Origin of the sequence: Streptomyces tricolor (assembly GCF_002155905.1) — a bacterium.
Lineage (GTDB): Bacteria > Actinomycetota > Actinomycetes > Streptomycetales > Streptomycetaceae > Streptomyces > Streptomyces tricolor.
In genome coordinates this window covers 1-3911 of sequence record NZ_MUMF01000811.1, presented here as the reverse complement: position 1 = coordinate 3911, position 3911 = coordinate 1, and the positions used below count along the sequence as shown (strand labels likewise).

Genomic DNA, 3911 nt, shown 5'->3' with positions numbered 1-3911 from the left:
GCGGTGGGCGGCGAGGGCATGCCGCACTGCGCGTACGCGGGCGGGAAGGTGCTCTGCGCGCGGCCGGGCGTGGTCTTCGCGCTCTCGCCGGACGACGGCGGGCTGCTGTGGCGGCGCTCGGTCGACACCCGGTCCACGAGCGGGCCGCCGGCCGTCTCGGGCGGTCTCGTCCAGCCGTACACGGACGGCGGCACACGGCTCGCCGGGCTCGCCCCGGCCACCGGCGAGCAGACGTGGCAGCGCCGGCTGCCCGCGGGGACGACGGTGCGGTACGCCGGCGGTACGGCCCTGCTCGCCGGCGCCGACGGCACGGTCACCGGGGTGGACGCCGCGACCGGCGCCCAGCGCTGGCGCGGTGCGGTCCCGGGTCAGGGGGTGCCGTCGTTCGTGGCGTTCCCCGGCGAGTCGTCGGCCTATGCGACCCGTACGTCGGCCGACGGGGCGAGCACCCGGGTGACCGCCGTGGATCCGGAGACCGGGCGGGTGCGGTGGGACGTACGGCTGCGGGGGTGGCTCAAGCCGTTCGCCGCGCAGGACGGTGAGGTGTTCTTCCTGGCCGTGGACAGCGCGTACGGCGCCAAGGAGATCGTCCGGTACACGCCCGCGACGGGCGCGACGCGGCGGGTCGCGCTGCCCACCGTGCTCGACGGCGCGCACGCGACCGTGCGCGGGAACGTGGTGTACGTGCTGGCCACCGGCGGCTCGCTGGACGCCGTGGACCTGCGGTCGGGCCGGCGGCTGTGGCATCTGGAGACGTCGGTGAGCCGGGGCTCGGCGCCGGTCGCGCTGGACGGGCGGGTGTACGTCACCGCGAGCGACGGCCGGCTGCTCGCCGTGGACGCCCGCAAGGGCCGGCTCGTCGGGCAGACGCCGGCGCGCCTGGGCGCGAACTCGGCGCGAGTCATGAGCACGCCGCCCGCTCCGGTACCGGTCGGCCACCACGTCCTCGCCGCCGCGCCCGACGGCACGGTCTTCGCGGTGGACGGCCGGAAGCCGTCGGCCTGGTGACCTGAGCACGGGCGTCGGCTTGTGACGGTGGTCTACGGCGTCAGCTCTGGCGGCGGTGGCAACGGTCGTCGGTCTGGCGGCGGCTACGGCCGTCGGGTCCGGCGACGGGGACCACGGCCGTCGGTCTCGTGGCAGTGGCTACGGCCGTCGGGTCCGGCGACGGGGACCGCGGCCATCGTGCCCGGCGTGCCCGGCGCCCCTGTTACGGCCGTCGACCCGGCGAGCCCGGCTGTGGCCGTCGGGGTCGGCGGTCCGGGGGCCCCGGGGGGCGGTCCGGGTGGCCCCGGTGGCGGCCCGGTGGTCTGCGTCCGGACACGGCGCAGGGGCCGCCCCCGTCACAAGGCGACCCCTGCCACGACCGGTGTCGGTCAGCCCAGCCGGGACACGTCGCGCACCGCGCCCTTGTCCGCGCTCGTCGCCATCGCCGCGTAGGCGCGGAGGGCGGCGGAGACCTTGCGGTCGCGGTTCTTCGGCGCGTAGACGCCGTTCAGGGCCTGCTCGCGGCGGGCCAGTTCGGCCTCGTCGACCAGCAGCTCGATCGAGCGGCCCGGGATGTCGATGCGGATGCGGTCGCCGTCCTGGACCAGGGCGATGGTGCCGCCGGAGGCCGCCTCCGGGGAGGCGTGGCCGATGGAGAGGCCCGAGGTGCCGCCGGAGAAGCGGCCGTCGGTGATCAGGGCGCAGGTCTTGCCGAGGCCGCGGCCCTTCAGGTACGAGGTCGGGTACAGCATCTCCTGCATGCCGGGGCCGCCCTTGGGGCCCTCGTAGCGGATGACGACGACGTCGCCGTCCTTGACCTCGTGGGTGAGGATCCGCTGGACGGCCTCCTCCTGGGACTCGCAGACGACCGCCGGGCCCTCGAAGGTCCAGATCGACTCGTCCACGCCGGCCGTCTTCACCACGCAGCCGTCGACGGCGAGGTTGCCGCGCAGGACGGCGAGGCCGCCGTCCTTGGAGTAGGCGTGCTCGACGGAGCGGATGCAGCCGTTCTCGGCGTCGACGTCCAGGGCCTCCCAGCGCTCGGACTGGGAGAAGGCCTCGGAGGAGCGGACGCAGCCGGGGGCCGCGTGCCACAGCTCGACGGCCTCCGGGGACGGGGAGCCGCCGCGCACGTCCCAGGTCTTCAGCCAGTCGTCGAGGGACGGGCTGTGCACGGCGTGCACGTCCTCGTTGAGCAGCCCGGCCCGGTGCAGCTCGCCGAGGAGGGCGGGGATGCCGCCGGCGCGGTGCACGTCCTCCATGTAGTACGTGCGGTCCTTGGCGACGTTGGGGGCCACCTTCGCCAGGCAGGGCACGCGGCGCGAGACGGCGTCGATCTGGTCGAGGCCGAACGGGACGCCCGCCTCCTGGGCGGCGGCCAGCAGGTGCAGGATCGTGTTGGTGGAGCCGCCCATCGCGATGTCCAGGGCCATGGCGTTCTCGAAGGCCTGGAAGGTGGCGATGTTGCGGGGCAGGACCGTGTCGTCGTCCTGCTCGTAGTAGCGGCGGGTGAGGTCCATGACCGTGCGCGCCGCGTTCTCGTACAGGGCGCGGCGGGCGGTGTGGGTGGCGAGGACCGAGCCGTTGCCGGGCAGGGAGAGGCCGATGGCCTCGGTCAGGCAGTTCATCGAGTTGGCGGTGAACATGCCGGAACAGCTGCCGCAGGTCGGGCAGGCGTTCTCCTCGATGCGGAGGATGTCCTCGTCGGAGATCTTCTCGTTGACGGCCTCGGACATCGCGTCGACCAGGTCGAGGGTGCGGACCGTGCCGTCGACCAGGGTGGCGCGGCCGGCCTCCATGGGGCCGCCGGAGACGAAGACGGTGGGGATGTTCAGGCGCAGGGCGGCCATGAGCATGCCCGGGGTGATCTTGTCGCAGTTGGAGATGCAGACCAGGGCGTCGGCGCAGTGGGCCTCGACCATGTACTCGACCGAGTCCGCGATCAGGTCGCGGGAGGGCAGGCTGTACAGCATGCCGCCGTGGCCCATGGCGATGCCGTCGTCGACCGCGATCGTGTTGAACTCGCGCGGGATGCCGCCCGCCTCCTTGATCGCCTCGCTGACGATCCGGCCGACCGGCTGGAGGTGGGTGTGGCCCGGCACGAACTCCGTGAAGGAGTTCGCGACGGCGATGATGGGCTTCCGGCCGATGTCCGCACCGGGTACACCGGAGGCGCGCATCAGGGCGCGGGCGCCCGCCATGTTGCGGCCGTGGGTGACTGTGCGGGACCTCAGCTCGGGCATCGTCGCTCGCTCCTTCAGACGGATATGGCTGCTATCGAGCGTACGCCGGTCATCCAGGTGGCGGGACAAGGTGTCCGAATTGCGGGACACCCGTTTCACGGTGCCGTCAGATGGCCCTGTACGACGGGAGCGACACGGGCGATGATCTGCTCCAGGTCCGCCGAGGCCAGCGGCTCCAGCTTGATCACGTAGCGCATCAGCGCCGTACCCACGATCTGGGCCGCCGCCAGTTCGGCGCGCAGCTCCGCGTCCGGCAGGTGCAGCTGGGCGGCGACCCGGCGCATCAGCTGGGTGGCGACGAGCCGGCGGAAGACGGCGGCGGCGGTCTCGTTGGTGACGGCGGAACGGAGGATCGCCACGAGGGGCGCGCGGGTCGCGGGGTTGTCCCAGACGCCGAGGACGAAGCGGGTCAGCCGCTCCCCCACGCCCTCCACCGGACCGTCGGCCACCGCGTTCGGCGCGTTCATGGCGGGCGCGAAGGCGACCTCGACGGCCGCCTCGAAGACCTGCTCCTTGGTGCCGAAGTAGTGGTGCACCAGGGCGGAGTCGACGCCGGCGGCCTTGGCGATGCCGCGTACGGACGTCTTCTCGTAGCCGCGCGCGGAGAACTCCTCGCGGGCGGCGGTGAGGATGCGGTCGCGGGTGCCGGCGGACTCGGTGCGCGGGGGCCGGCCGCGGCGG

3 protein-coding genes are annotated in these 3911 nt (G+C 73.8%); 1 reads left to right on the top strand and 2 read right to left on the bottom strand.

Translation table 11 applies throughout. The annotated features are described in order from the left end of the window. On the top strand, positions 1–1008 hold a 1008-nt coding region (locus CCN44_RS39935; protein WP_158103215.1), incomplete at its 5' end, for a PQQ-binding-like beta-propeller repeat protein. A gap of 368 nt (positions 1009–1376) precedes the next feature. On the opposite strand, the gene ilvD is transcribed toward CCN44_RS39935, so the two are convergent. Together ilvD and CCN44_RS39925 are read right to left on the bottom strand one after the other, a co-directional pair. Then, a complete protein-coding gene (gene ilvD, locus CCN44_RS39930; protein ID WP_059251658.1) occupies positions 1377–3230 on the bottom strand; it encodes a dihydroxy-acid dehydratase in 1854 nt (617 codons plus the stop codon). Between the two features lie 95 nt (positions 3231–3325). After that, positions 3326–3911 (bottom strand): TetR/AcrR family transcriptional regulator (locus tag CCN44_RS39925; RefSeq protein WP_107502169.1); only part of this gene is annotated, 586 nt, incomplete at its 5' end.

Bases quoted from the DNA above. Each gene is read 5' to 3' on its own strand.
- ilvD (WP_059251658.1), bottom strand. From the start codon at position 3,230: ATGCCCGAGCTGAGGTCCCGCACAGTCACCCACGGCCGCAACATGGCG.